The organism is Chitinophaga sp. (genome assembly GCF_035564935.1).
Lineage (GTDB): Bacteria > Bacteroidota > Bacteroidia > Chitinophagales > Chitinophagaceae > Chitinophaga.
Genome location: NZ_DATMTE010000887.1, coordinates 1 through 4464, shown reverse-complemented (window position 1 = coordinate 4464; position 4464 = coordinate 1). Strand labels below are relative to the sequence as shown.

At 50.4% G+C, this 4464-nt stretch carries 1 protein-coding gene; it reads right to left on the bottom strand.

The features are described from left to right. Positions 1-158 precede the first annotated feature (158 nt). Positions 159-4163 carry a hybrid sensor histidine kinase/response regulator transcription factor gene (locus VN105_RS23135; protein WP_325644672.1) on the bottom strand — a complete coding sequence of 1335 codons (4005 nt, stop codon included), beginning with the start codon at positions 4161-4163 and terminating at the stop codon, positions 159-161. Between the last annotated feature and the right edge of the window lie 301 nt (positions 4164-4464).

Genomic DNA, 4464 nt, shown 5'->3' with positions numbered 1-4464 from the left:
AAGCGGCTTTGGCAAATCCAGTGAATAGCTTGAGGGATGAGTAAATAAGATACGAATTACATAGGTGTTTTCTGATAGCCAAATTAACGATGATCATTGTGCGAGAAATGCAGTTCAAATTATTTTTTACGCACCAAGGATGGCAATCCTATAACACTTCAATTTTTCCTGTAGCTGTGCCGCTGGATATAATCGGTCGGGCTTAGTCCGTACATCTTCTTGAATAACGTGGTGAAATGCGTCTGATTAGTGAAGCCAAGTGCATAGGCCACCTGCGAAATATTCATCTTTTTCTCCAGCAGCAGTTTTTCAGCCTGCTGCAGCCTGATATTTCGGATAAACTCCCCTGTTGAAATGCCGGTCAGGGACTTTACCTTGCGGTGCAGCTGTACGCGGCTCAGCCCGACTTCGTCAGCCAGAAACTGCACATTGAACTCTGGATTTTCCAGATATTGGTTGACCGTTCTGAGGATACGTTCCATCAACAGTTCATCACTGGACTTAAAGCTGATCGTCTTTACCTTGCCATCCTGTTGCTGCGCCCCCGAAAATTTCCCTTTCACTTTCATGCGGTTTTTGATCAGGTTGCCGACCATCAGATGCAGTTCGTCAACCATAAAAGGCTTGGTCAGATAGGCATCTGCACCCAGGCCGATGCCTTCCATACGGTCTTCCGTATTGGTGCGCGCTGTCAGCAGGATTACCGGTATATGGTTGGTGGTACTGTTGCTCTTAATTTTCTTGACCAGGGTATAGCCGTCCATGGCCGGCATGGCGACGTCAGAAATAATCAGGTCGGGCTGCTCGGCCAGGGCCAGTTGAAATCCCTCACTGCCATTTTGTGCAACCAGAACCTTATAGCCACTGGTCAGCTCCTGACGCAAAAACTGCAGGATGTCCCAGTCGTCATCGATCACCAGAACCTTATAACCTGTCTTCTGGTAGCCGTTTTTGGGTGGCTGCTGATCACTAACGACGGCTTTTTCAGGTTGTTGATCGATAGGCGTATGCAGTGGCTGAAAGGCGACCAAGTCTTCCTTGCGTAGGTGTCTATGGCCCATCGGAAGGCTGATCACGAAGCAGCAGCCACTGCTGTCCTTTCTATTTTCGGCATGTACCCTTCCACCATGTAGTTCGACCAGTACTTTGGTCAGGTGGAGGCCGATGCCGGATCCCTGACGCTGGGCGGCACCGTCCGCAGTGGACTGGTAATACCGCTTGAACACATGACGGATATCGTTCTCGGGTATACCGGTCCCCGTATCGCTGACGACAAGCTGGAAACTTTCGCCCCCGTTTTTCCCTGCTTGGACAGCCAGCGAAAGGCTGATCTTCCCACCGTCAGGCGTAAACTTAAACGCATTGGACACAATATTGTGGATGATCTTTTCAAAGCTGCCCGCATCGATCCATAACGGGATCTCATCGGCTTCGCTGCGTACCGACAGCTCGATCTGATGGGCCAGCGCCTGATCCTCGAAGGCCCTGATGACCTGCTTCACATAGTTCACAGCATTGACAGGGGCAAACTTGAGGTTCAGGTGTCCGCTTTCGAGCTTGCGGATGTCGAGCAGCTGATTGACCAAACCGAGGATCCGCTGTGCATTGCGGTTCATATTCTGCAGCGTCGAACTCGTCTGGGGATCTGGAGCATGTCTGATCAGCTTGTCGATCGGACTCATCACAAGGGTCAGCGGAGAGCGGATTTCATGGGAGATATCCGTAAAGAGCTGCAACCTGAAAGCATGCAGGCGTTCGAGCCGCCGCTCGCGCAGGTATTTGTTGATCAGGAAGACGAGACCGGCAATCAGCAGGAAATACACAAAATAGGCCATACCGCTGAGGTACCAAGGCGGCAGGATATGCAGTAACACCGTACGGCTCGGCGAATAGGCGCCAAATTTACAGGCCCGTATTTCGAGCTCATGTTCCCCCGAAGACAGGTTGTTGTAGGTAATCAGATTGACTCCGGGCAGCGTGGCGTTCCAGCTTTTGTTGATGCCCTTGATGCGGTACTCGTAATGGACGTTTTCGGGACTGTTGAAGTCCATAGTGGACAGTTCAAAGGTAAAACTGTCGTCGTTGTTGTGAAAAAAGAATGCATTGGCAGCCATCAGGTCGCCCTGATAGATGACGCTGCCGCTGGGAGACATACCCGGCTTGATCGGCTGATTTTTGACATAGAGGTTGGTAATCAGCACCGGATAGGAGTAGGTCTGCAACTGAATCTTTTCGGGAAAAAAAGAGGTGATGCCCTGCCTGCCGCCATAGTATATTTTCCCATCATTATCCTGGAAGAAAACGCTGCGGTTGTAGGACCGGTCAACTAGCCCATCCCCCGTATAATAGCTTACGATTTTTCCCGAGGTTGGATTCAGACAGTTGATTCCCTTGAAGGTGCTGCACCAGATATGGCCCTTGCGGTCCCAGCCCAGACCTGATATCACGTTGCTGGACAAGCCATTGTTGCTGGTATAACTGCGGATCTTGCTGTTTTTTTTATTAATTTGATAGAGCCCATTGTAGGTTCCCGCCCAGATATGGCCGGCTCGGTCCTCGAGGAGTGAGATCGTGATCTGCTCGGAGAGCCTATGGTCGGTAAATTGTCCGGAGAAGCTGTTACGGACAGGGTCATAGCAGCTGATACCTTTATGGTGACCCAGCCACACGAGGCCATCCTGATCGCACAGGACAGCCGAAATCCAGTCATTGGCCAGTGCACCTTTTGTCGAATTGGTGGTGTTCATGCTGAAAATTCGAGATACTCCGGTATGGCTGTCGTACTCGACAAATCCGGTACCGAAAGTAGCGATGTAGATTTTGTTGTTTCTGCCTAAGGCAAATGCTTTGACCTGTTTGTTGGAACAGATATTTAGATTATCAGTGTTACCGGTATGCGGATCAATGCGCCCTAAGCCTTTTTCGTACGAGCTGAACCAGATCGTGCCGTCTGCCCCAGTTTCGAGTTTGGTGACATCCTGAATGGTATTTATTTGTTGATGTGAGCTGCCTTGTGGATCAGTTTTGAATATGCCGCCGTGCTCCAGGGCATACCAGATGTTGCCGTCCCGATCCCGGGTGATCGCGGTGATGTTCTTTTGATCAGTTTTTTCACGGCTCAGGATGCGCCAGAATTCAAACTGCTTGCTCTGCCCCGGAATAAAGACCAGCCCCCGCTGAAACCAGCCGAGCCAGAGGTTGTTTTCGCGATCCTGCAGAATCGTACGGATACGCCCCCGCCGGTAGTCGTTGTCCAGATTGGGCAGTTCGGCAGGTGCCGCGATCAACGGCGCCCGTCCTAGATCCAGATACCAGAGGCCGTCCTCCTCGGTACTGATCAGCAAATGGTTTTTTACGGTTTTGGAAAGCTGGATCCCTGTCACGGTAGACCGGAATTTTTCCTTAAAGTCCACGGCTTCAAAACTGTTTTTCACCGCATCATAACGGCATATTTTGGAGGGTGAGGCAAATACGAGCCTGCCGTCGGTCTGCTCGACGATGTCGTAATTGCCACCCTTGGGCTGTGGCAATAGGTCGGAAAAAAGTCGCTTGGCCTGTTTCTGGTCGGCCGAGATACGCGATACGCCCACGCGGTCCACCGCTACCCAGGTCGCGCGGTGCTGGTCTTCAAAGATGCTGCGGGCAAACATGCCACCTACCTGTGCATTGATTCTCGGCAGCGATACAGCCTGTCTGCGGCTGGCCTGGATATCGAAGATGCCCCAACCCGAAGTGGCCACCCAGATGTGTCCGTCTTTTTTATGGATGATATCCGTGATGTGTGGCGCGATCTGGTTGGGAAAACGGATGCGCACAAACTGATCGCTGTTTTCATCATAGTACTGCAAACCGTTGTTGCAACCTACCCACAGCCTTTTGTCATGGTCCAGATAAAGAATGATAATATTGTTGCTGGATATGGAGGTGCTGTCCTGCACGTCATGCAGATACTGCACAAAACGGGTGCCGTCAAATTTGTTGAGCCCATATTCGGTGCCGGTCCAGATGTAACCGTGCTTGTCCTGACTGATACTGCTGGTCAGGTTAGAAGAAAGTTCGCCAAAGCCATAGTCCCGATTGTCATAAATACGCGTGGCCTGTCCATGTGCATAGAGTACAAAAGCAAATAATAGGATGACTGTCGAAAAAAAATCCCTCCGCATTGGTTTTATTGGTTTAGGTGTTGAAGATACATATTATTGCGCAACCTTGAAAAGAAAAAAACGTTTGCGGCCCAGTAAACGCTGTTTTTGGCGCTGATGAAACAAATTGAAATAAATATGAAACATGACTGGGTGCTATTGCAACAAAGGCCAAAGGGAATGTAACAGATACGAATGTCGCTACTGCCCGGGACTACTAATTTTAGATTTTCCAGAATAGGGGAATGTACTGCATCCCAGGGACCCGCCTTGTGCAGGGATAGGTTGCTGTCTGTGCTGCCCAGGAAAGGGAAAAATACCA

Bases quoted from the DNA above. Each gene is read 5' to 3' on its own strand.
- VN105_RS23135 (WP_325644672.1), bottom strand. From the start codon at position 4,163: ATGCGGAGGGATTTTTTTTCGACAGTCATCCTATTATTTGCTTTTGTA.